22 protein-coding genes are annotated in these 21,017 nt (G+C 71.0%); 12 read left to right on the top strand and 10 right to left on the bottom strand.

Annotation, left to right across the window (positions count from 1 at the left end):
• Positions 1–171: 171 nt before the first annotated feature.
• From ACFUUZ_RS24785 to ACFUUZ_RS24770, 4 genes are all read right to left on the bottom strand, one after another.
• Positions 172–771 (bottom strand): maleylpyruvate isomerase family mycothiol-dependent enzyme, encoded by a 600-nt coding sequence (locus ACFUUZ_RS24785; RefSeq protein WP_378700155.1) that lies wholly within the window; start codon positions 769–771, stop codon positions 172–174.
• Between the two features lie 17 nt (positions 772–788).
• Entirely contained in the window at positions 789–1,262 is a 474-nt protein-coding gene (locus ACFUUZ_RS24780) for an SRPBCC family protein (protein WP_378700123.1), read from the bottom strand.
• Positions 1,259–1,585 carry an ArsR/SmtB family transcription factor gene (locus ACFUUZ_RS24775; RefSeq protein ID WP_378700121.1) on the bottom strand — a complete coding sequence of 109 codons (327 nt, stop codon included), beginning with the start codon at positions 1,583–1,585 and terminating at the stop codon, positions 1,259–1,261. Before ACFUUZ_RS24775 ends, ACFUUZ_RS24780 begins: the two co-directional genes overlap by 4 nt.
• A gap of 101 nt (positions 1,586–1,686) precedes the next feature.
• The gene (locus tag ACFUUZ_RS24770) at positions 1,687–1,959 is read right to left on the bottom strand and encodes a hypothetical protein (RefSeq protein WP_378700119.1); all 273 of its coding nucleotides are present in this window, start codon (positions 1,957–1,959) and stop codon (positions 1,687–1,689) included.
• A gap of 108 nt (positions 1,960–2,067) precedes the next feature.
• Here ACFUUZ_RS24770 and ACFUUZ_RS24765 point away from each other — a divergent pair, with 108 nt between their 5' ends.
• Entirely contained in the window at positions 2,068–2,892 is an 825-nt protein-coding gene (locus tag ACFUUZ_RS24765) for a MerR family transcriptional regulator (protein ID WP_378700117.1), read from the top strand.
• 25 nt (positions 2,893–2,917) lie between these two features.
• On the opposite strand, the gene ACFUUZ_RS24760 is transcribed toward ACFUUZ_RS24765, so the two are convergent.
• Positions 2,918–3,541 carry a PadR family transcriptional regulator gene (locus ACFUUZ_RS24760; RefSeq protein ID WP_378700115.1) on the bottom strand — a complete coding sequence of 208 codons (624 nt, stop codon included), beginning with the start codon at positions 3,539–3,541 and terminating at the stop codon, positions 2,918–2,920.
• Between the two features lie 506 nt (positions 3,542–4,047).
• On the opposite strand from ACFUUZ_RS24760, the gene ACFUUZ_RS24755 reads away from it, so the two are divergent.
• The 10 genes from ACFUUZ_RS24755 (at position 4,048) to pdxS (ending at position 15,346) form a co-directional block, all read left to right on the top strand.
• Positions 4,048–6,252 carry a solute carrier family 23 protein gene (locus ACFUUZ_RS24755; protein WP_378700113.1) on the top strand — a complete coding sequence of 735 codons (2,205 nt, stop codon included), beginning with the start codon at positions 4,048–4,050 and terminating at the stop codon, positions 6,250–6,252.
• A 53-nt stretch (positions 6,253–6,305) separates the two neighbouring features.
• Entirely contained in the window at positions 6,306–6,737 is a 432-nt protein-coding gene (locus ACFUUZ_RS24750; protein ID WP_378700111.1) for a TIGR02611 family protein, read from the top strand.
• A complete protein-coding gene (locus tag ACFUUZ_RS24745) occupies positions 6,713–7,471 on the top strand; it encodes a (2Fe-2S)-binding protein (protein ID WP_378700109.1) in 759 nt (252 codons plus the stop codon). The genes ACFUUZ_RS24750 and ACFUUZ_RS24745 overlap by 25 nt, the downstream gene beginning before the upstream one ends.
• A gap of 159 nt (positions 7,472–7,630) precedes the next feature.
• Positions 7,631–9,685, top strand: a complete 2,055-nt coding sequence (gene thrS / locus ACFUUZ_RS24740) for a threonine--tRNA ligase (protein ID WP_378700107.1) — start codon at positions 7,631–7,633, stop codon at positions 9,683–9,685.
• On the top strand, positions 9,682–10,251 hold the full coding sequence (locus ACFUUZ_RS24735; protein ID WP_378700105.1) for an HIT family protein: 570 nt from the start codon (positions 9,682–9,684) through the stop codon (positions 10,249–10,251). The genes thrS and ACFUUZ_RS24735 overlap by 4 nt, the downstream gene beginning before the upstream one ends.
• 1 nt (position 10,252) lies before the next feature.
• Positions 10,253–10,924: a phosphatidylinositol phosphate synthase gene (gene pgsA, locus ACFUUZ_RS24730; RefSeq protein ID WP_378700103.1), complete on the top strand. Its 672-nt coding sequence runs from the start codon at positions 10,253–10,255 to the stop codon at positions 10,922–10,924.
• A 49-nt stretch (positions 10,925–10,973) separates the two neighbouring features.
• Positions 10,974–11,924: a phosphatidylinositol mannoside acyltransferase gene (locus ACFUUZ_RS24725; RefSeq protein WP_378700101.1), complete on the top strand. Its 951-nt coding sequence runs from the start codon at positions 10,974–10,976 to the stop codon at positions 11,922–11,924.
• On the top strand, positions 11,921–13,045 hold the full coding sequence (locus ACFUUZ_RS24720; protein ID WP_378700099.1) for a glycosyltransferase family 4 protein: 1,125 nt from the start codon (positions 11,921–11,923) through the stop codon (positions 13,043–13,045). Before ACFUUZ_RS24725 ends, ACFUUZ_RS24720 begins: the two co-directional genes overlap by 4 nt.
• A complete protein-coding gene (locus ACFUUZ_RS24715; RefSeq protein ID WP_378700153.1) occupies positions 13,045–14,088 on the top strand; it encodes an NUDIX domain-containing protein in 1,044 nt (347 codons plus the stop codon). The genes ACFUUZ_RS24720 and ACFUUZ_RS24715 overlap by 1 nt, the downstream gene beginning before the upstream one ends.
• A gap of 355 nt (positions 14,089–14,443) precedes the next feature.
• Positions 14,444–15,346, top strand: a complete 903-nt coding sequence (gene pdxS, locus ACFUUZ_RS24710; RefSeq protein ID WP_378700097.1) for a pyridoxal 5'-phosphate synthase lyase subunit PdxS — start codon at positions 14,444–14,446, stop codon at positions 15,344–15,346.
• On the opposite strand, the gene ACFUUZ_RS24705 is transcribed toward pdxS, so the two are convergent.
• The 4 genes from ACFUUZ_RS24705 to murF form a co-directional block, all read right to left on the bottom strand.
• Positions 15,294–15,749, bottom strand: coding sequence for a DUF4254 domain-containing protein (locus ACFUUZ_RS24705; protein WP_378700095.1), 456 nt, complete (start codon positions 15,747–15,749; stop codon positions 15,294–15,296). The two genes, pdxS and ACFUUZ_RS24705, sit on opposite strands and share 53 nt — an antisense overlap.
• A complete protein-coding gene (locus tag ACFUUZ_RS24700; protein WP_378700093.1) occupies positions 15,749–15,967 on the bottom strand; it encodes a hypothetical protein in 219 nt (72 codons plus the stop codon). Before ACFUUZ_RS24700 ends, ACFUUZ_RS24705 begins: the two co-directional genes overlap by 1 nt.
• A gap of 305 nt (positions 15,968–16,272) precedes the next feature.
• On the bottom strand, positions 16,273–17,136 hold the full coding sequence (locus ACFUUZ_RS24695; RefSeq protein ID WP_378700091.1) for a phosphotransferase: 864 nt from the start codon (positions 17,134–17,136) through the stop codon (positions 16,273–16,275).
• Positions 17,133–18,422 (bottom strand): UDP-N-acetylmuramoyl-tripeptide--D-alanyl-D-alanine ligase, encoded by a 1,290-nt coding sequence (murF, locus tag ACFUUZ_RS24690; protein WP_378700089.1) that lies wholly within the window; start codon positions 18,420–18,422, stop codon positions 17,133–17,135. Before murF ends, ACFUUZ_RS24695 begins: the two co-directional genes overlap by 4 nt.
• Positions 18,423–18,707: 285 nt before the next feature.
• Here murF and ACFUUZ_RS24685 point away from each other — a divergent pair, with 285 nt between their 5' ends.
• Positions 18,708–20,051, top strand: a complete 1,344-nt coding sequence (locus ACFUUZ_RS24685; protein WP_378700087.1) for a helix-turn-helix domain-containing protein — start codon at positions 18,708–18,710, stop codon at positions 20,049–20,051.
• Positions 20,052–20,369: 318 nt separating this feature from the next.
• On the opposite strand, the gene ACFUUZ_RS24680 is transcribed toward ACFUUZ_RS24685, so the two are convergent.
• The gene (locus ACFUUZ_RS24680) at positions 20,370–20,984 is read right to left on the bottom strand and encodes a hypothetical protein (RefSeq protein ID WP_378700085.1); all 615 of its coding nucleotides are present in this window, start codon (positions 20,982–20,984) and stop codon (positions 20,370–20,372) included.
• Positions 20,985–21,017: the final 33 nt, after the last annotated feature.

Raw genomic sequence — 21,017 nt, 5'->3', positions numbered from 1 at the left:
GGAAGGTCGCTGGTTCGAAACCAGCTGGGACCACACATCAGGATTGGCTGGCCGGTGGATCGCTCGGGCGGAGTCTCGGCGACCTCTGCACCGACCTGGAGGCGGCTTCTGAGGGGGATCGTGATCGAGGGCGCGCCGGTGTCGCGGGCCGAAATCGCGCTGGAAGTGGGCTCAGTTCAGGCGGGCGGCCAGGGTGGGCTGCCCTGGTCCGTCGAGTTCGCCGATGGCGCCTGCGCGACCTGCCATAGCCATGAGCAGTGCTTCGCCGGGGCCGGTGACTTCGGGGCCGGCGCCGTGGGTCCAGTCGATGTCGATGGCGCGCAGGCGTAGTCCGCTGATGCGGGGCTTGGCGCCGAGGCGGGGGTTGCCGGGGGTCTGGTCGAGGACGTAGGCCAAGTGCTCAGGCGGGATCGTGCGTGGCATGCCGAGCGGTCGGCGGATGTCCTGGTGGTGCACGGTGCCGTCGACCATGGCGATCATCCCGCCGAACGCCGCGGTCAGTCCGCGCGGCTGCACATGCTCGCGGAAGAAGGCGAGCAGCTCACCGGTGTCGAGGTCGGCGAACTCGGCTACCCCGACTTCGTTGGCCCGCACCCAGCGCCCTTTGGCGAAGCGGCGCAACAGCCCGACGGTTCCGAGGTGGTCGTAGCTGACCATGTGCGCGGCGACGTCACGCACCCGCCAGCCCGTGCACAGGCTCGGGGCGTTCCACTGTTCTTCACTCAGCGTGGCCAGCAGCCCGGCGAGCTCTTCGCGTTCGGCGCGCGCCATCTCCAGCACGGTCGCGGTCACGGGCGACCCTCCGCGATGTGGGCGTAGCGGTCGAGCACGGTGCTCCACCCACCGCCGCCCTCGGCGATGGCGGTGCGAATCGCGGCACCGTCGGCGAGGCGGTCCAGGTGCCGGTGGGTCAACGCGACCGCTGTCTGCTCGGGTCCCTCGCTGGTGAAGCGGATCTCGATCTCGCTGGACCGGTCCGGGTCGGGGTCGAATTCCCAGCGTCCGTTGATCTGCCAGGTCAGCACCAGTCGGTGCGGTGGCTCCCAGGCCAGGGCCCGACCCCAGTCGCATTCGGCGCCGTCGGTGCCGCGTTCGTACCAGCGCCCGCCCACCCGCGGTTCCAGCACGACGTCGGCCAACGCGGACCGGCCGATGTGATAGGCCGAGGGCCACCAGCGCCCGATCGAGCCGGTGAAGAACGCGAAAGCCTGCTCGATCGGCAGCGCCACGGTGGCGCCGCCCTGTAGTCCGGGAACGGTCACGATGGCTCCTGTTCGGCACCGGCGGCCTCGGCCGCCTTCTGGAAAGAGGTCAGGGCGTCGTCCCAGATCCGCTGGAAATACGCCTGCAGCGCGGCCAGCCCCTGCGGATCGACCCGGTAGATCCGGCGCGTGCCCTGCGGGGTGGCGACCACAAGACCGCCGTCACGCAGCACCCGCAGGTGCTGGGAGACCGCCTGCGGGGTAATCGGCAGCTGCTCGGCGAGTTCGCGCACCGAGCTCGGCCGCCGGGCCAAGCGCTCGATGATCTCCTTGCGCATGGGGTCACCGAGCACGGTGACATCCACACCTTCGAAAGCAACCACCTTCGAAAGTGTGCGCTTTCATTACCGGTGGCGCAAGCCCGATTCGCCGGGCTGTCGAGGGGAGCAGGGTCGCCGGCCCGGTGGGCACAGGCATTGCGTCGTCAGCCTGTGACGTAGAAGGTTCCGATGCTCGGCGTCTGGAAGCCGCCGACGCCGGGCAAGGTGGCCGTGACCACGACCTGGCCCGGTCCGGCGACGATCTCGGCCCGATCGGCCGACCGGTCGGTGACTGTTCCCGAAGCGCCGGTGGACAGGTTCTGCCAGGTGTAGACGTACCCATGACCCGCCGGTGCCGGATAGATCGCGCCGTGTCCGTGCGCCACCGTCGGCTGCACCAGCGCGGCCCCGTTCGCGGGGTCGACGGCGACGATCAACCCGGGCACCTGCAGCCGCGTCTCCGCCGGGTACGACGGCTGCGAGCGAGGTCCAGCTCCGGTCTGCTCGCAGGTGACACGGTGTCAGCCGATACACCGGAGGGCGTCATGTTGAGTATCGGAGATTTCGCCGCCCACGGGCGGGTGTCGGTGCGGATGCTGCGCCACTACGATGCGGTCGGGCTGCTGCGCCCGGATCGGGTGGATCCGGTGAGCGGCCACCGCTGGTACGGGGCGGGGCAGCTGGCGAGGCTGAACAGGATCGTCGCGATCAAAGAACTCGGCTTCACGCTGGAGCAGGTGGGCCGGATCCTGGACGACCGGGTCGGCGATGCCGAGCTGCGGGGCATGCTCCGGCTGCGCCGCGCCGAGCTCGAGCAGCGGATCGTGGCCGACCGCGCACGGCTGGCCCAGGTGGAGGCGAGGCTCCGGATGATCGAGAAGGAGGGCGCCATGCCCGTCGATGATGTGGTCGTGAAGTCCGTGCCCGCGGTGCGGGTCGCGGAATTGAGCGCGGTGGCCGACGATTTCGAGCCGACGTCGATCGGCCCGGTGGTGGGCCGGTTGTTCGAGGAGCTCTGCGCGCGGCTGGAGCGCGCGCGGGTGCCGATCGTCGGCCCGGCCATCTGCTACTACGAGCAACGCGCAGTCGGTGACGGGTCGGTGCTCGCGCACGCGGCGATGCCGGTGAACGTCGGACCCGATCCCGGCCACGATTTCGACGTGGTCGATCTGCCCGCCATGGAGCGAGCGGCGACGGTGATCCACCGGGGTGACATGAACGGGGTCCTGGAGCCGTGGCAGGGGCTCGGGCGGTGGATCGCGGACAACGGTTACCGCAGCGACGGGCCCGGCCGCGAGGTGACGCTGGTGTACTCCGAGGACGCGGGGGAGTGGGTCACCGAGATCCAGGAGCCGATCGCACCCGCCTGACCTGCCTCGTTCGCGGCGGTGGGCGCTACCGGCCGTCCCCCGCCGGGGACGGGTCCGGCTCGTCGACGAGCACCCCGACGAAGGGCTCACCCTCGCCCGCGAAGGTGTACGCCCCGCCCGCGATCCGCTGGATGAGGCCGCGGGTCCACTCCGCGCCGCGATCCGCCGAGTGGATCCACAGGTTCATGATTTCGCCGATGTGGCCGAACTGCTCGGGGCCGTCCGCGGGGTCGTAGTGCTCGGTGACCGCGGAGCGCCACCGTTCGAGCCCGGCGATCCGCTGCTCGAGCAGGTCGACGGCCTCGGCTCTGGGCAGGTCGACCATGAAGCCGAGGCCGGCGGAGAGCGCGTCGGAGTTCTGCTCGTGCGAGCTCAGCGCCGCGCGCAGCAGGGCGAAGAACTCGGCGGTGCCCGCCGCGGTGACCTCGTATTCGACGCGGGGCGGCCCGCCCGCGGTGCTCGGCGCCACCTCGTGCTCGAAGAGCAGGCCCTGCTTCGCCAGCTGCTTGAGCGCGTGGTAGATCGAGCCGGGCTTGGCGTTGCTCCACTCGTCCGCGCCCCAGTACTCCAGGTCGTTGCGGATCTGGTAGCCGTGCGCCCGCCCGTGCTGGCGGACCGCACCCAGGACCAGTAGGCGGATGGCGGACATGGACTCCCTCTCGGTCGATGTGGTCAGGCCAGGTCTAGCAAAGTCCGGTTGATTGTGTGCGCCATCCGTCCGGTGGCGGACTTTCCCTACCCTTTGGTCTGTCTTTACTATCGTGGGTGACCTCAGCGTCACCGGTCACGTACCACAGCGCCGCACGATCACGCGGCGCGTTCGATGCCGCACATGTTCCGCCGATGAACCGGGCACCGCCCCGGCGAAGGAGAAATATGTTCACCGACACCGACGTCGCCCCGCAACTCCGCTCGATGCGCGAAACATGTTGAAGCGCAAGGTTTTCAAACCTGCCGCTTGAGCGTGCACCGGCGGCGAGGGCTCTCAGGGTTTGCTAAGTCATTACCCCTACCCTCGCTCTGCATTACCTTCCCCGACCCGTCGAAGCGTCGGGTAATCGCTCCACCGCGACTGCCGGTTCGCGGTCAGTGCCCCTGTCGGACAGCGTGATCGTCAACCGACCTCGGCTGCGCCGGGTCGGCGAAGGAGAAGACATGGCTATCGAGAACGACCTGGCTCCACCCGGCCCCGATTTCCGGGACCGGATGAAATCCATACTGCGGCATGATGTTCCCGCGTCCATCGTGGTGTTCCTGGTCGCGCTGCCGCTCTCGCTCGGTATCGCGGTCGCCTCCGGCGCGCCGGTGGAGGCGGGGCTGATCGCCGCGGTCATCGGCGGCATCGTGGCCGGGTTCCTCGGCGGGTCGGTGCTGCAGGTCAGCGGCCCGGCCGCGGGGCTGACGGTGGTGGTGGCCGAGTCGATCAACCAATTCGGCTGGCGGGTCACCTGTTTCATCGTGGTCGCGGCCGGAGTGCTGCAGATCCTGTTCGGGTTGAGCCGGGTGGCGCGGGCCGCGCTGGCGGTAGCGCCGGTGGTGGTGCACGCCATGCTGGCCGGCATCGGCCTCACCATCGCGCTGCAGCAGGTGCACGTGCTGCTCGGCGGCGAATCGCAGAGCAGCGCCTGGGCCAACATCACCGGGCTGCCCGCGCAGATCGTGAACCTGGACGCCTGGGACGCGGCCATCGGGCTGGTGGTCGTCGCCATCATGGTCGGCTGGAAGCGGGTGCCGAAGCGGCTCGCCGCGGTGCCGGGGCCGCTGGTGGCGGTCGTGGTCGCCACGGTGCTCTCCCTGGTGCTGCCCGCCGACGTCGAGCGGATCGTGCTGAACGGCTCGCTCTTCGACGCCATCGCGCTGCCGCAGATCCCGGACGGCGGCTGGGCGGCGGTCGCGCTCATGGTGCTCACCATCGCGCTGATCGCCAGCGTGGAGAGCCTGCTCTCGGCGGTCGCCATCGACAAGATGCACGACGGCAAGCGCACCAACTTCGACCGCGAGCTCATCGGCCAGGGCTCGGCCAACGTGCTCTCCGGCCTGGCGGGCGGGCTGCCGGTGACCGGCGTGATCGTGCGCAGCGCGACCAATGTCGCGGCGGGCGCGCGCAGCAAGGCCTCGGCGATCCTGCACGGGGTCTGGCTGCTGGTCTTCTCGGTGGCGCTGGCCTCGCTGGTCGAGCAGATCCCGCTGGCCGCACTCGCCGGGCTGCTCATCGTGATCGGTACCCAGCTGGTCAAGCTGGCGCACATCAAGCTCGCCAAGCGCACCGGTGACCTGCTGATCTACGCCTCCACCATCCTCGGCGTGGTCTTCCTGAACCTGCTGGAGGGGGTGCTCATCGGGCTCGCGCTCGCCTTCGCGCTGCTGCTCTGGCGGGTGGTGCGGATCCACGTGCACGCCCAGCAGGCGCCCGGCTCCGAGCAGTGGGTGGTGCGGATCGACGGCTCCTGCACCTTCCTGGCGCTGCCGAAGCTCACCGGTGAGCTGGGCAAGGTGCCCGCGGGCGCCGACGTCACGGTGGAGATGACCGTCGACTTCCTCGACCACGCCGCCTACGAGGCGCTCGAGGAATGGGTGCGCCAGCAGGAGAACGGCGGCGGCTCGGTGCACTTCGTCGAGATCGGCAGCGCCAGGATGGCGGATGCCACCGCCGGGCCGCCCGCCCGCGGCATGGGCCGCGCCATCTGGGACGACATCCTCGGCCCCTGGCGGCACGAGGAGGCGCCCGCGGACAAGGTGACCGCGGGCGTCGCGGCCTACCACCGCGGCCACGCGCACGTGGTGCGGCCGCACCTGGACGAGCTGCGCGACCGGCAGGACCCGGACTCCTTCTTCCTCACCTGCGCCGACTCCAGGATCGTGCCGAACGTGATCACCAGCAGCGGCCCCGGCGACCTGTTCACCGTGCGCAACGTCGGCAACCTGGTCCCGGCCACCGGCGACCCGTCGGTGGAGGCGGCGCTGCTCTTCGCGCTGGCCGAGCTGAACGTGCGCAGCGTCGTGGTCTGCGGGCACTCGTCCTGCGGGGCGATGAAGGCGCTGCACTCCGGCGCCGAGGCGGGGCCGGAGATCGGGGCGTGGCTGGCGCACGCCGCGCCCAGCCTGGAGCGCTTCCGGCTCGGCCACCCGGTCGCGCTCGCCGCGCGGGCCGCGGGCTTCGGCGAGGTCGACCAGCTGAGCATGGTGAACGTGGCCGTGCAGCTGGGGACGCTGCGCAACCACCCTGCGGTGCTGGAGCGCGGGGCCGCGGTCACCGGGCTGTTCTTCGACATCGCCAGCGCGCGGGTGGTCGAGGTGACCGAGGGCGGGATCGCGCAGATCGACGAGAGCGGGCAGCGGCGGATGCTCGAGCTGGTCTGAGCGCCACGGCCCGGCGTACGCGCGGCCGTCGCGGCGGCTCGTACGCTGGGCTCGTGAGCATTGATCCCGACCCCCGCGCGGCTCGCGGTGAGCCCGAGCACAAGTACGCCTGGCGGCGCCGGATCGCGGAGCGCCGCGGCATGGAGCTCGGGTACCGGATCCTGGTCGCGCTGGTCGGGCTCGCGGTGCTGGCGCTCGGCATCGTCGCCATTCCCTACCCGGGGCCGGGCTGGGCCATCGTCTTCGCCGGGCTCGGCATCCTGGCCAGCGAATTCGCGTGGGCCAAGCGGGTCCTGGCGTGGCTTCGCGAGCGGTACCGGCATTTCATGACATGGTTCTCGGCGCGCGGGCCGCTGGTGCGCGCGCTCGCGGCGCTCGGTACCTTCCTGATCGTCGTCGCGACGCTCTGGGTGCTGGGTACGTTCTCACTGGTCGGCGGCTGGATCGGAGTGGAGTGGCCATGGTTGCGCAGTCCCCTGAACTGACCGAGGTCGGCGGCGCCGCGCTGCGCGACCCCGCGTGGGTCTCCGCGCGGATCGCGGAGATGGGCCGGAGCTGGGGCACCGACTCCTGCCGGGCCGCGGGCACGCTGTGGTGGTGCATGGTGGCCTCCGCCCTGGTCCGGCCGGTGATCGGGGCGTACGCCGCGCAGGCGGCGGTGCCGGTGGTCGAACTGGACCGGATCACCTGCCCGGTGCGCGCCGACGGCGGAGTCGAGACCGTGCGGCTCGCCGAGCCGGCCGGGCCGGGTGCGGCTCGGGGGCCCGCGGCCCACCGCGACGGCGAGACCGGGCCGGAGGCGGCCGGAAGCGGCGCGGAAACTCCCGCGGCGGCCGACGCGGCGGGGGCGAGCCGCGCCGCGGCACCGTCGGGGCGAGCGGCCGCGCAGGCGCTGCGGGCCAGTCTGGCCTCGGCGATCGCCACCGTCGCGCAGGCCTCCGGCGCGGGCATCCCGGCGCTCTGGGCGGTGGTCGCCGACGCCATCGGCAACCGGGCGATCGACGCGGGCGCCCCCGCGGCCGCGGGCGTGCTCGCGCGCGACGTCGGCGGCAAACTCCCGGCACCGCGCTTCCAGGAGGTCGCGGGCCGCACCTTCGTCAAGCGGATCTCCTGCTGCCTGGTCTTCGAGGCACCCGGCTGCGACATGTGCACAAGCTGCCCGAAGCGCCCCGCCGCCGAGCGGGAGCGGCTCCTGACGGCACTGACCACGGGGAACTGACTCCCGGACGGACACCGGCCACGGTGTCCGTCGGCGCATCCGCACGGCGGTGCCGATAGCATGGCAGCGCCGGCGCACACGGGTGCCCGGCACCGGGGCGGGAAACCGCCCCCTGGGCGCGAAACGCCCGCATCCGACGACGCCGAGGAGAGCTCAGCCGTGACCATCTCAGCCCCGATCAGTCCTGCCACCCACGTCCGGGTGCCTGCCGGGACGACGGCGGGTGCCGCGGTGCGCGAGGCGGGGCTGCCGACCAAGGGCCCGGACACCATCGTGGTGGTGCGCGACGCCGATGGCCTCAAGGATCTCTCCTGGGTGCCGGAGGCCGACGTCGAGGTCGAGGCGATCGCCGCGAACACCGAGGCGGGCCGCAGCGTGATCCGGCACTCCGCCGCGCACGTGCTGGCCCAGGCGGTGCAGCAGGAGTTCCCGGAGGCCAAGCTCGGCATCGGCCCGCCGATCAAGGACGGCTTCTACTACGACTTCCGGGTCGACCGCCCGTTCACCCCGGAGGATCTGGCCAAGCTGGAATCCCGGATGAAGAAGATCGTGAAGGGCGCGCAGCGCTTCGCCCGCCGGGTCGTCGACATCGAGGACGCCAGGGTCGAGCTGGCCGGTGAGCCGTTCAAGCTGGAGCTGATCTCGGACAAGTCCGGCATCGACGACCCCGAGGTGATGGAGGTCGGCGGCAAGGAACTCACCATCTACGACAACCTCGACCCGCGCTCCGGCGAGCGGGTCTGGGGCGACCTCTGCCGCGGCCCGCACATCCCGACCACCAAGTTCATCCCGGCCTTCAAGCTCACCCGCAGCTCCGCCGCGTACTGGCGCGGCGACCAGAGCCGCGAGGGGCTGCAGCGCATCTACGGCACCGCGTGGGAGTCGCCGGAGGCCCTGGAGCAGCACCTGCACCTGCTGGCCGAGGCCGAGCGGCGCGACCACCGCAAGCTCGGGCTGGAGCTCGACCTCTTCAGCTTCCCGGACGAGCTCGGGTCGGGGCTGCCGGTGTTCCACCCGAAGGGTGGCATCATCCGCAAGGAACTGGAGGAGTACTCGCGGGCGCGGCACGTGGCGGCCGGGTACGAGTTCGTGAACACCCCGCACGTCACCAAGGGGCACCTCTTCGAGGTCTCCGGCCACCTGGACTGGTACCGGGACGGCATGTTCCCGGCCATGCAGCTGGACGCGGAGTACAACGAGGACGGCACCGTCCGCAAGCCCGGCCAGGACTACTACGTCAAGCCGATGAACTGCCCGATGCACAACCTGATCTTCCGCTCGCGCGGCCGCTCGTACCGCGAGCTGCCGCTGCGGCTCTTCGAGTTCGGGTCGGTGTACCGGTACGAGAAGTCCGGCGTGATCCACGGCCTCACCCGGGTGCGCGGCATGACCCAGGACGACGCGCACATCTACTGCACCAAGGAGCAGATGCACGCGGAGCTCACCAGCACGCTGCAGTTCGTGCTCGGGCTGCTCGCCGACTACGGCCTGGACGACTTCTACCTGGAGCTCTCCACCAAGGACCCGGTGAAGTTCGTCGGCTCGGACGAGATCTGGGAGGAGGCCACCGAGACGCTCGCCAAGGTCGCCGCGGCCTCCGGGCTGGACCTGGTGCCCGACCCGGGCGGGGCCGCCTTCTACGGCCCGAAGATCTCGGTGCAGGCCAAGGACGCGCTCGGCCGCACCTGGCAGATGTCGACCATCCAGCTCGACTTCAACCTGCCGGAGCGGTTCCAGCTGGAGTACACCGCCGCCGACGGCAGCAAGCAGCGGCCGGTCATGATCCACCGGGCGCTCTTCGGCTCGATCGAGCGGTTCTTCGGCGTGCTCACCGAGCACTACGCGGGCGCCTTCCCGGCCTGGCTGGCGCCGGTGCAGGTGGTCGGCATCCCGGTGGCCGACGCCTTCGCCGAGCACCTCGACGGGGTGGTCGAGCGGCTGCGCGACGCCGGGATCAGGGCCCAGGTGGACCGCACCGACGACCGGATGCAGAAGAAGATCTTCAACCACACCGCGCAGAAGGTGCCGTTCATGCTGCTCGCGGGCGAGCGGGACGTCACCGCGGGCGCGGTGAGCTTCCGCTTCCGGGACGGGAGCCAGGTGAACGGGGTGCCGGTGGACGACGCCGTCGCCACCATCCTCGCCTGGATCGCGGGCCGGGAGAACGCGTCGCCGTCGGCGGACGGGTTCGAGGTCCGGAAGGCGGGTTCATGAGCGAGGAGTTCCTGGTCCGGGGCGCGGGGGAGCCGGACCGGCTGCAAAGGCTGTGGACGCCCTACCGGATGTCCTATATCTCCGCGGCCGCCACGGCCGAGCCGAAGGTCGGGTCCACGGGGCACCCCTTCACCGACATCCCGCTCATGGACGACGAGGACGGCCTGGTCATCGCGCGCGGCGAACTCGTCTACGCGGTGCTGAACCTGTACCCGTACAACCCCGGACACCTCATGGTGGTCCCGTACCGCAGGGTCGCCAAGCTGGAGGACCTGACCGACGCCGAGGCGGCCGAGCTCATGGCCTTCACCCAGGAGGCGATCCGCACGGTCAAGCGGGTCTCCTCCCCGCACGGCTTCAATGTCGGGCTGAACCTGGGCGGGGTCGCGGGCGGTTCGCTCGCCGACCACCTGCACCAGCACGTCGTCCCGCGCTGGGGCGGCGACGCCAACTTCATCACCGTCATCGGCGGCGCCAAGGTGATGCCGCAGCTGCTGCGCGACACCAGGGCGCTGCTCGCCGCCGCCTGGAAGAACCCGGACCCGGTCGCGAAGGATGTCGAGTGAGGTGCTGAGCTTCTTCGGCCGCGCGACCTTCGCCAAGGCCACCGCTCCGCTGGGCAAGGCGCTGGTGCGCACCGGGCTCACCCCGGACGCGGTCACGCTGCTCGGGACGGCCGCCACCATCGCGGCCGCGGTCACGCTCTTCCCGGCGGGCCACCTGTTCTGGGGCACCATGGTGATCTGGCTGTTCGTCATGTTCGACATGCTGGACGGCGCCATGGCCAGGGCGCGGGGCGGCGGCACCAGGTACGGGGCGGTGCTGGACGCCACCTGCGACCGGGTCGCCGACGGCGCCATCTTCGGCGGGCTGGCCTGGTGGGCGGTGTTCCACGAGAACGACAAGGTGCTGTTCGCCGCAACGCTGGTGGTGCTGGTGACCTCGCAGGTCATCTCCTACGCCAAGGCGCGCGCCGAGGCCAGCGGGCTCTCCGCCGACGGCGGGCTGATCGAGCGGCCGGACCGGTTGATCATCGTGCTGGTCGGCGCCGGGTTCACCGGGATCGGCGGGTACTGGGGGATCGAGTGGCTCACCTGGGCGGTGCACGTCGCCATGTGGATCCTCGCGGTGCTCAGCACCGTCACGGTGTTCCAGCGGGTGCTCGCGGTGCGCAACTCGCCGGGCGCCCGCGACCTGCTCCCGCCCACCGGGCCCGCACCGGCGCAGGAGGCCGGATGAGCGGGCGGGTCGCCGCGCCCGTCGGTTGCCGACCGCTCGGGAGCGCCGCATGAGCGTCGGCGAGCGCGTGGCCGCGCTCGGGTACGCCGCGGGCTGGCGCGTGGTGCGCATGCTGCCGGAAGGGTTGGCGCGCAGTGCCTTTCGTTTCGGTGGGGACCGCGCGGCCCGCGGCGGCGGCCCGGAGCAGTTGCGCCGCAACCTCGCCCGCGTCCTCGACGTCCCCCCGGCCGAGGTGCCGGACGAGCTGATCCGGGATGCGCTGCGCTCCTACGCCCGCTACTGGCGCGAGGCCTTCCGGCTGCCGACCATGGACCACGCCGCGCTCGGCCGCTCCCCGCTGCTCCCGGTCGAGGGGCTGGTGCACCTCGACGCCGCGCTCGAGCGCGGTAGCGGCGTGCTGCTGGTCCTGCCGCACTCCGGCAACTGGGACATGGCCGGAGTCTGGCTGGTGCAGAACTACGGTCGCTTCAGCACCGTCATGGAGCGGCTCAAGCCGGAGTCGCTGTTCGAGCGGTTCGTGGCGTACCGGGAGAGCCTCGGCTTCGAGATCTTCCCGCTCACCGGCGGCGAACAGCCCCCGTTCGGCACGCTCGCCGAGCGGCTGCGCGGCAACGGCATCGTCTGCCTCCTCGGCGAGCGCGACCTCACCGGCCGCGGCGTCCCGGTCACCTTCTTCGGCGAGCGCACCTGGATGCCCGCGGGCCCCGCTGCGCTGGCGGTCGAGACCGGCGCCGCGCTGCTCCCGGTGCACCTGTGGTTCCGCGAGACCGAGGACGGCACCGAGGCGTGGGGGCTGCGGGTGAGCCCGGCCGTCGACACCACCGCGGGCGTCGCCGCCGCCACCCAGGCCCTCGCCGACTCCTTCGCCGCGGGCATCGCCGAGTTCCCCGCGGACTGGCACATGCTGCAACCGCTGTGGGAGGGCGACCTCTCCGACCGCAGGCGCGCGGCGATCGAGGCCGCGCAGGCGGGCAGGCAGCCCGGCGAGGCGGGCCGATGAGGATCGGCATGGTCTGCCCGTACTCGTTCGACGTGCCCGGCGGGGTGCAGGCGCACGTGGTCGAGCTGGCCAGGGTGCTGATCGAGCGCGGCCACCGGGTCAGCGTGCTCGCTCCCGCCGCCGAGGAGACCGAGCTGCCGGACTTCGTGGTCTCGGCGGGGCGCGCGGTCGCCATCCCCTACAACGGCTCGGTCGCCCGGCTCGCCTTCGGCCCCATGGCCTACACCCGGATCCGGCGCTGGATCGAGACCGGCGACTTCGACGTGCTGCACATCCACGAGCCGAACGCGCCGAGCCTGTCCATGCTGGCGCTGAAGATCGCCGAGGGGCCGATCGTCGCCACCTTCCACACCTCCACCACGAAGTCGCTGGTGCTCAGTACTTTCCAGGGCGTGCTGCGGCCCTACCACGAAAAGATCACCGGCCGGATCGCCGTCTCCGAGCTGGCTCGGCGCTGGCAGGTGGAGGCGCTCGGCTCGGACGCGGTGGAGATCCCGAACGGCGTCGACGTGCAGGCCTTCGTCCGCGCGCCGCTGCTGCCCGGCTACCCGCGCCCCGGCGGCACCGTGCTCTTCCTCGGCCGCTACGACGAGCCGCGCAAGGGCATGGCCGTGCTGCTCGCCGCGCTGCCGGAGCTGGTGGCGCGGCACCCGGAGGTGCAGATCCTGGTGGTCGGCCGCGGCGACGAGGAGCGGCTGCGCCGCGAGGCCGGGCCGCACGCCGACCGGCTGCGCTGCCTCGGCCTGGTCTCGGACGCGGAGAAGGCCGCGGCCATGCGCAGCGCGGACGTCTACGTGGCGCCGAACCTGGGCGGCGAGAGCTTCGGCATCATCCTGATCGAGGCCATGGCCGCGGGCACCGCGGTGGTCGCCAGCGAACTCGACGCCTTCCGCCGGGTGCTGCGCGACGGCGCCGCGGGCGTGCTGGTCCCGATCGGTGACTCCGCCGCCCTGGCCGCCGCGCTCGGCGACCTGCTCGCCGACGAGCCGCGGCGGGACGCGCTGGTGCAGACCGCGAGCAGGGTGGTCGGGGAGTACGACTGGCCGGTGGTGGCCGAGCAGATCCTGCGCGTCTACGAGACCGTCACCGTCGGCGACGAGGGCGTGCGGGCCGCCGGATGATCACCTTCTCCGCCACCACCGTCCTGGTCCTCGCGATCGTCGTCGCGGCGCTGGCCGCGCTGGCGCTCTGGGCCTACTCCACCGCCAACCGGCTGGACCGGCTGCACGTCCGCAACGACCAGTCCTGGGCCGCGCTGGAGTCCGCGCTGGCTCGGCGCGCGGTGGTCGCGCGGGCGGTAGCGCTCGCCATCGCGGGCCCGGTCTCCGACCCGGCCGCCGCCGAGCAGGCGCGCAGGCTCACCGCGCTGGCGGGCCGCGCCGAACGGGCCGAGCGCGGCGAGCGGGAGGCGGCGGAGAACCGGCTCGGCGCCGCGCTCGCCGCCGTCGACCTCGAGCAGCTGCGCCCGCAGCTCGTCTCCGAGCTCGCCGACGCCGAGGCCAGGGTGCTGATCGCCCGGCGCTTCCACAACGACGCCGTGCGCGACACCCTCGCGCTGCGCACCAGGCGCCCGGTGCGCTGGCTGCACCTCGGCGGCACCGCCCCGCTGCCCACCTACTTCGAGATCCCCGAGCGCACCACGCCCGCCGCCTCGACCGGGCTCGCCGTCGACACCAGCCGCACCTCCGCCCGGGTGGTGCTGCTCGACCACTCCGGCCGGGTGCTGCTCATGCGCGGCTCCGACCCGCGGACCCCGGAGACCGCGTTCTGGTTCACCATCGGTGGCGGCGTCGAGCCGGGCGAGACGCTGCGCCAGGCCGCCGTGCGCGAGCTGCACGAGGAGACCGGCCAGATCGCCGACCCCGCCGCGCTGCGCGGGCCGATCTGGCGGCGGGTCGCGGTCTTCCCCTTCGACGGCGAGATCATCCGCGCCGAGGAGCTCTTCTTCGTGCTCCGGGTGCCCGCCTTCGAGCCGAAGCCTGCCTCCCCGACCTTCGTCGAGCGCCGCTCGATCTCCGGCAACAAGTGGTGCGCCCCGGACGACATCGCGGCACTGGACCGCTCGGGGGAGACCGTCTACCCGTACCAGTTGGACGAGTTGCTCGCCGAGGCGGTGGCGGTCGCCGATGGCGGTGACGAGCCCGAGGTCCGCTCGATCCGCTGAAACATACCTGTGATCTGCTGCACAATCGAAGGGCAGGAGGGTCCCCGGCCCCCGGGGTCGGGTAACCCTGTACGGACGCGTCATCGGGGGCGCGCGAGAGGTGGAGGTAACACATGTCGTATCTGCTGTTCGATTTCCTGACGCCGCTGATCGGCCCGGCCGCAGCGACGTACTGGGCCGAACTGCTGGTCGTCGCTCCGCTGTAACGGCCGTCACGGTCGCGGCGGGGTTGCTGTAGAACGCCGGTCCGGTACCAGACCAGTGGTGCCGGACTGGCTATCAAGTGGCCTGCCTGGCACGCCTAGAATCGGGGACGTCCCCCGACCGATTGGCGCACATGACCCAGGAGTTTGCCGTGACCACCCCCGATCCCACCCCCACCACCGGTACCGCCCGCGTCAAGCGCGGCATGGCCGAGATGCTCAAGGGCGGGGTGATCATGGACGTCGTCACCCCCGAGCAGGCGAAGATCGCCGAGGACGCGGGCGCCGTCGCCGTCATGGCGCTGGAGCGGGTCCCCGCCGACATCCGCGCGCAGGGCGGCGTCTCCCGGATGAGCGACCCCGACATGGTCGACGGCATCATCTCCGCCGTCTCCATCCCGGTCATGGCCAAGGCGCGGATCGGCCACTTCGTGGAGGCGCAGATCCTGCAGAGCCTCGGCGTCGACTACATCGACGAGTCCGAGGTGCTCACCCCCGCCGACTACGCCAACCACATCGACAAGTGGAAGTTCACCGCCCCCTTCGTCTGCGGCGCCACCAACCTCGGCGAGGCCCTGCGCCGGATCACCGAGGGCGCGGCCATGATCCGCTCCAAGGGCGAGGCCGGTACCGGCGACGTCTCCAACGCCACCACCCACATGCGCAAGATCCGCCAGGAGCTGCGCCGCTTGTCCTCGCTCCCCGAGGACGAGCTCTTCGTCGCCGCCAAGGAGCTGCAGGCGCCGTACGAGCTGGTCCGCGAGGTCGCCGAAACCGGCAAGCTCCCCGTCGTGCTCTTCACCGCCGGCGGCATCGCCACCCCCGCCGACGCGGCGATGATGATGCAGCTCGGCGCCGAGGGCGTCTTCGTCGGCTCCGGGATCTTCAAGTCCGGCAACCCGGCGCAGCGCGCCGAGGCGATCGTCAAGGCGACCACCTTCTACGACGATCCCGACGTGCTGGCCAAGGTGTCGCGCGGGCTCGGCGAGGCGATGGTCGGCATCAATGTCGAGGACATCCCCGAGCCGCACCGCCTCGCCGAGCGCGGCTGGTGACCTTTTCCTGAACGCCGTCCGGTGCCGCGAGGTGCCGGGCGGCGGTTTCTTCGTGTTGCAGGTCGTTCGGCGACGCGGGAGGTAGTTCGGGCAGACGCCGGGAGCGCTGCCCGATGGCTGTGATCAGGTCCGTGTACTCGTCGACCAGCTCCGCGAGCCGGAACCAAGCCGCGTGCACGTGCGGAGCCGCCACATCGTCCACGGTCATCAGCAGGTGGTAGGCGCGTACCTGTGCCTGGGCCAACCGGTCGATCACCGTTCCCATCGTTTCGGTTTGCACCTTTCCGAACTCGTAGGCCAGCTGTGCCAGCCGGCGGTCACCAACATGATGCCCACGGATCGCGGATAGCAGCGCCTCGCCCGTGAGCAGCACCTCGGCAGTGGGTCGGTGACCATTCGCCATCAGTGCGACTGTCCCGGTGCGGACCGATCCGGAGCGGCGGAAGGGTGCGCGAACGTTCGCTGTCCGGAGCAGTCCATCAGCGCCAACCCGACCAGTTCGAGCAGCGTCAGGCCCAGCGTGGCCGCGCAGTCGCGCAAACCGTTCAACTCTTCGGCGACCCGCAGGGCGGCACGGGCCTGGTCAGCGGACAGGGTTCGACCGGGTAAGTAGCTCACCACCCACCGGTCCTGCCCGACACTTCGAGCGCGATGGCACTGGTCACCGCCAGGGTTCGGTGAATTTGAGTCGATTCGCCTCAGCATGCGGCACCGATTGGTTCTGGGTATCGACGTCGTCTGTGGCGGGTTCGGGTGAATCGACGGCTTCGAGCCGGCATACGTACCTCGTCGGGCTGATGGGTCAGGAGCGCGGCTCGGCGATGTGCTCGACCGGGTGGCGGACCGGACCGGTGAATTCGATGTCGGCTTGTGCCGGACCGAGGGTCTACCCCTCGATTTCGACAACAGCGACGCCTCGGCCTGAGCTAGGGAGCGATCCATCTCCACGGGCGCTCACCGCGCCGACTCCGGATGCAGGCCAAGCGGTAATCCGCCTGCGCACGCGCGTGATCGCTGACGGTCGCGTGTCGTAACGCGAACAGGCACAGCTCCAGCGAGCGAATGTCGCGGAGGATGGGGTAGCTGTGCCATTCGGTGACATCGGCACCGTACGAATCGCGGAACGCGGCCCACCGAGACGGTGGGTCGGACAGGGTGTCGGACTGGAACGCGACGGTCGCTTGGTCCCATTCGGGTGGACCGATTGCGCAACGCTCCAGATCGACCACATGCCCGCCGTGGGCGGCGGCCACGGTGTTGTGTGGACTGGGGTCTCCGTGGATGACGCACCACGAGGTGGGCCAAGCGATACCGTCCCACCGCTGTGCCAGTTCGGCTGCATGGCCACTCAGCCACGACCTGGCGTCGTCATCGACCGAAGTGCGGGCGATCTGTTCGGCGAACTCGGGAAGTGCGAAGCGCGCCAGCCCGAGGTGCGAGGGCACCCGCAATCCGTGCAGCGCGCGCAGCAGCGCAGCCGTCTCGGCGGGGTCGACCGGTCCTCCTCCGCCGAGATCCTCCCAGAAGGTCACCGGCCGTCCGGAAACGACCACGGGATCGGGAACGAGTGGCTCGGGCGCACGGACCCCGTGGGAGCGCAGCCAGTCGGCTGCCCTCAACTCCCGGATAGCGGTCTCGAGCTGCCCACGCTGAAGCACGCGGATCACGGTGCGATCGTCGGTACGCAGCATCGCGTTGTCCCGCAACCGAATCGCGCTGATCCGACCTGCGGGGACATCGGCCGAGGCGCACGCGCGTCGTGCCAGATCGAGGAGATCGACGGTGGTCACGACGGCCTCGATTCCGCTATCGGCATTGCGGCCAACGCGGCGGCGGTCTCGAACAATCCGGCCGAGTTCGCGCCCTTGAACAGGACCACTTCCCGCCTCCGAAGCAGCGAGGTGAGCACCTCGAGCGCTTCGTCCCGGGTGGTGACATGGGTGACCCGTGCCCCACCTGCCGCACGCGCGGCCTCTGTCATCAGTCGCGCGTGGTCGGCACCGACCGCGATCAACTCGTCGATGCCCAGCTCGGCGGCGTGCCGACCGACCTCGCGATGAACCTCGGCAGCGCTGTTGCCGAGTTCGCGCATCTCCCCGAGGACCGCGATCGCGGGGCGACCGCCCGCACAGAGCGCGGCGAGCGATTCGAGGGCCGCCGCCACACTCTCCGGGCTGGCATTGAACGCATCGTTGACGATGGTGACGCCGTCCTCGCGCTCGGTCACTTCCATGCGGCTGCCCGAGAGCAGCCCGACCTGTTCCAGTGTGTCGGCAACCGTCGCGAACGGCACTCCGGCGCTCAACGCGAGCGCCGCAGCGGCCAGCGCGTTGGTGAGGTGGTGTCCGCCCACCACCCGCAGCCGCACCGGTGCGCGCTCCGATCCGTATCGCAGCACGAAGCAGGCGCGAGCGTGGGCGTCGAGAGTGACGTCCTCTGCTCGGACGCTGGCTTCGGGGTCGGTGCCGAACCACACCACTCGCGCGGCCGTGTGCGCGGCCATCGCTCGCACCAGCGGATCATCGATATTGAGGACCGCCGTGCCGGTGGCGTCGAGCGCCTCGACCAGTTCTCGTTTCGCCGTCGCAATGGCCTCTCGGCTGCCGAACTCCCCCAGGTGCGCCGAACCGACTCCCAGCACCGCGGCGATTGTCGGCCGGGCGATACCGGCGAGGTGGCTGATGTGGCCCGCGCCCCGAGCTCCCATCTCCACAACCAGGAAGTCGGTGTCGGCCTGCACGCGCAGCACTGTGTGCGGGAAGCCGATCTCGTTGTTGAAGGACCGTTCGGTGGCGACCACCGAACCCGACCGGGCCAGGATCTGGGTGAGCAGATCCTTCGTGCTCGTCTTGCCCGCAGACCCAGTGATCGCGAGCACCGTGCCTCGGTAGCGAGCGGCAACCGCCCGCGCCAGATCGCTCATCGCGGTTACGACATCGTCCACGATCACCGAGGCGACGCCGGTCGCCCGAGTGGCCAGCACCGCGACGGCGCCCGAGGTGATGGCCTCGTGAGCGAAGTCGTGGCCGTCGGCGCGGGAACCGCTCAGGCAGGAACAAGCCGCCCTCCACAACATGGCGGGAGTCGAACGCCGTAGGCCCGGTGACCTGACGGCCGGCGTCATCGACACCATCGAGGGCGCCGCCGGCAGCTGTGGCGATCTCGGCAATGGTCATCGGGATCATCGGGAATTCTCCCCTTCTCGAGTACTGCGGCGGCACAGCTGGTCGGCCACGATCATGCGCTTTCTTCTTCCGTCGATGGGATTCGCACCATCCATGTCACCGGTGAATCCGTGTGTGAGCACAGTGATCACACGTGCTGCTCACAATGCCTCACCGGCTGGGATCGGTGGCCTATCGTGGATGTCGACAAACAGAACATCGTTGAGAGCTGGGTGGGGATCATGCTCGAAACAGGACGGCCGACCGTGGGCGCAATGCTGGCCAGAGCCCGCCGCGACGCGGGACTGACTCAGGCTGCCGTAGCCAGGCAATGCCGAGTCGACCGCTCCTACATCGCGCATGTCGAAGCCGGACGATCGGTGCCGGACCGCCGGTTCTGGATCGTCGTCGACGGCGCGGTCCGCGCAGGTGGCGCACTGGTGACCGCCTTCGACACCCACACTGCGGTCACCCCGGCTGCTCCGGCAGCTGCGGTCGATATGCATCAGCTACCCCTCGACCTGAAGGCATGGATCGACATGAACCGACGCGAACTGCTGGCTTTCCTCGGCGCCGCCGGGACCCTGCCCGCCGCCGCCGTGCTGGCCGGGCTCGATGATGCCGCACAGAGCCGCCTCGGTTACGCCCTGGGCGGCAAGGTCGATCGAGCTGCCATCGAACAACTCGAAGCCGTCGCCGAGGTCACCGCGCAGCAATACGAGTCCTTCGGGCCCCGCGCGGTGGCGGCGATTCGCCGCGGCCAAGCCGAGCTGGTCGAGTCGCTACTCCCGGATTGTCCGGCCGCACTCAAATCTCGTCTGCACGCCGTGCGGGCCTCCTTGGCGCGGGTCATCGGCTGGCAGGCGTACGACGCCGGTGACATGCGGGCGGCGATGGCCCACTACGAAGTAGCCCGGTCGGCGGCGGACGATGCCGCTGATCCGGCATTGACCGCGCTCGTGCTGTGCAACTCTTCCCTGGCCGCCACCCGCGACGGCCGTCCCGGACTCGGCGTCGATTACGCCGCTGCCGCCCGATGGTGGGCCACCCGGGCACAGAACCGGCTGCTCACCGCCTATGCCCTGGATATGGCCGCCGAGGCGCACGCCGAACGGGGTGAAGCGCGCGAGTGCCGCAGCGCGCTCGATGAAGCCGACGACCTCATCGGTAGCGCCGAGCCCACCCTGCCGACCTACGTCTTCGACGCGGCGATCCACCACGGCTTTCGTTCGGAATGTCTGGTCGGAGTGGGTGACCGCCGGGCTGGTGTCGGCGCGGCGCGGCGTTGTGTCGAGCTGATCGACCCGGCTTATGCCCTTTCCCGAGGATTCGCGGACATCGGACTCGCCGCCGCGCTCGCGCACGTGGGGGAAATCGAGGAATCGGCTAGGATCACCCGCGCGACCAGCGCTGTTGCTACTGCCTACGGCTCGCCTCGCCTCGCATCGGAGGTCAAGCGAACGCGACGGACTCTGGGGGCCGCAGCGCCGGACGCACCCGTGGTGCGGGAACTCGAGGAATATCTCGCCACTGTGCCGTGAGGTTGTGGGTGCGTAATTCCGAAGGCGGTTACTCCGGCGTCCGGGGCGGACGGGGACCGGCTCAACCTCCTCGGGCTGCTGCCGTTACCAGGGACGCTCGACGGGTGTTTCCTCCTCGAGCCACTCGAGGTCGGTTCTGTCGAGCCCCGCGGCGATAGCCGTCGCAGGATTCCCGGTCCACCGGCGACAGAGCGAGCATCCGCGGGAATGCTTCGGAGACGCGCTCGGCGAGCGAGCAGGTCGCGGGAAGGTCTGCGGTCCCCATGGATCCAAGCTATTCGGAATCGAGAGTGTGCACCGGGCCCACCGTGCATCGGATCAGTCCGAGATGCGGAGGGCGGGCTTGCTCGGGTGGTCCCAGCGGACTGCGAAATCGGGCACCTCGGGGTACTCGGCGGCGTGCGCGAGCAGGGCGGGGACGGTCCAGTGCTGAGGTTCGGGGGTGCGGCGGCGGAGGGCGGGTTCGCTCAGCTCGAGCCGGACCGTGAGGTCGAAGGTGAGGCCGCGGCCGAGGAGCATGGGGCCGGGGACGACGAGGACGGTGCCGGGGGAGGCGTTGCGGAGGGTGGCTCGGGCGGAGCGGTCAGCGGCTTCGTCCCAGAGCGCGGGGAGCCAGCGGGCGCGGTCGCGGAGTGCGCGGAGCACTTCGCGGTCGAGCGCGGCGTAGTCGAACCAGGCGTCGCGGTAGGAGTCGATGTCGTCGCGGCCGTACTCCAACCGCAGCGAGGCGGGGCGGACGTAGCCGTGCACGGGCACCGCGGCGGCGTCCCGACCGGCAGCGCGCAACCGCGAAACCACAGCGTCGGCAACCGATTCCGGGTCGGCGGCGTCGGCGCCGTCCACCGCGACGACGGCGCGCCCTGGCCGGGCGAGGACCCGCTCGGCGACCCGGGCGACGAGTTCACCGGGGCTCAGGGGTTCGTAGCGCGGCACGGCTCCATCTCAGCAAACGGCTGCGCGGCAGGT

Origin of the sequence: Nocardia sp. NPDC057353 (assembly GCF_042667085.1) — a bacterium.
Taxonomy (GTDB): domain Bacteria; phylum Actinomycetota; class Actinomycetes; order Mycobacteriales; family Mycobacteriaceae; genus Nocardia.
Note: the sequence above shows the minus strand (reverse complement) of the source record. Positions and strands in the feature narration are given on the sequence as shown.

Excerpts from the sequence above, each read along its gene's own strand:
- ACFUUZ_RS24785 (WP_378700155.1), bottom strand. The coding sequence starts at position 771 with ATGGCGCGCGCCGAACGCGAAGAGCTCGCCGGGCTGCTGGCCACGCTG.
- ACFUUZ_RS24765 (WP_378700117.1), top strand. The coding sequence starts at position 2,068 with ATGTTGAGTATCGGAGATTTCGCCGCCCACGGGCGGGTGTCGGTGCGG.
- ACFUUZ_RS24760 (WP_378700115.1), bottom strand. The coding sequence starts at position 3,541 with ATGTCCGCCATCCGCCTACTGGTCCTGGGTGCGGTCCGCCAGCACGGG.
- ACFUUZ_RS24755 (WP_378700113.1), top strand. The coding sequence starts at position 4,048 with ATGGCTATCGAGAACGACCTGGCTCCACCCGGCCCCGATTTCCGGGAC.
- ACFUUZ_RS24745 (WP_378700109.1), top strand. The coding sequence starts at position 6,713 with ATGGTTGCGCAGTCCCCTGAACTGACCGAGGTCGGCGGCGCCGCGCTG.
- ACFUUZ_RS24735 (WP_378700105.1), top strand. The coding sequence starts at position 9,682 with ATGAGCGAGGAGTTCCTGGTCCGGGGCGCGGGGGAGCCGGACCGGCTG.
- ACFUUZ_RS24725 (WP_378700101.1), top strand. The coding sequence starts at position 10,974 with ATGAGCGTCGGCGAGCGCGTGGCCGCGCTCGGGTACGCCGCGGGCTGG.
- ACFUUZ_RS24720 (WP_378700099.1), top strand. The coding sequence starts at position 11,921 with ATGAGGATCGGCATGGTCTGCCCGTACTCGTTCGACGTGCCCGGCGGG.
- ACFUUZ_RS24705 (WP_378700095.1), bottom strand. The coding sequence starts at position 15,749 with ATGGCGAATGGTCACCGACCCACTGCCGAGGTGCTGCTCACGGGCGAG.
- murF (WP_378700089.1), bottom strand. The coding sequence starts at position 18,422 with ATGTTGTGGAGGGCGGCTTGTTCCTGCCTGAGCGGTTCCCGCGCCGAC.